Genomic DNA, 469 nt, shown 5'->3' with positions numbered 1-469 from the left:
CGCCCACCGCGTCGAGTTCGTGCCCGCGCGGCGTCTTGAAGAGCGCGATCAGCAGCACGATCGACGCGAAGGCGCTGGCCGCCGCGAGGCCGTAGAACGACAGCTTGCTGTCCAGCGCGATGCCGAAGACGCTGGCCGGGGGGATGTTGGCGATGCCGTTGGCGCCGCCGGTGAGGCTGCCGCCTTCCAGCAGCACCAGCCGGAACAGCTCGCCGAAGCAGAAGGTGACGAGCACGAAGTACACGCCCTGCAGCCGCAGGATCACCGCGCCCAGCAGCCAGGCCACCAGCACGGAGACGCCCACGCCCGCCAGCACCGAGACGGGGAACGGGGTGTGCAGGCGCGTGGAGCAGACCACCGCCGTGAACGCACCCATGCCCATGAACGCGGCATGGCAGAACGACAGCTGCCCCGTGCGGCTGATGACCGACAGCCCGTTCACGAAGACGATGTTGATGCAGATGAGCAC

1 protein-coding gene is annotated in these 469 nt (G+C 68.7%); it reads right to left on the bottom strand.

Annotation, left to right across the window (positions count from 1 at the left end; genetic code table 11):
- On the bottom strand, nt 1-469 hold a 469-nt coding region (locus tag K9U40_RS23575; RefSeq protein ID WP_282892487.1), incomplete at both ends, for a branched-chain amino acid ABC transporter permease.

It is taken from the genome of Xanthobacter autotrophicus, from assembly GCF_030015065.1.
Lineage (GTDB): Bacteria > Pseudomonadota > Alphaproteobacteria > Rhizobiales > Xanthobacteraceae > Xanthobacter > Xanthobacter autotrophicus_D.
The sequence above is the reverse complement of the archived record's forward strand: the minus strand, read 5'-3'. Positions and strand labels throughout refer to the sequence as shown.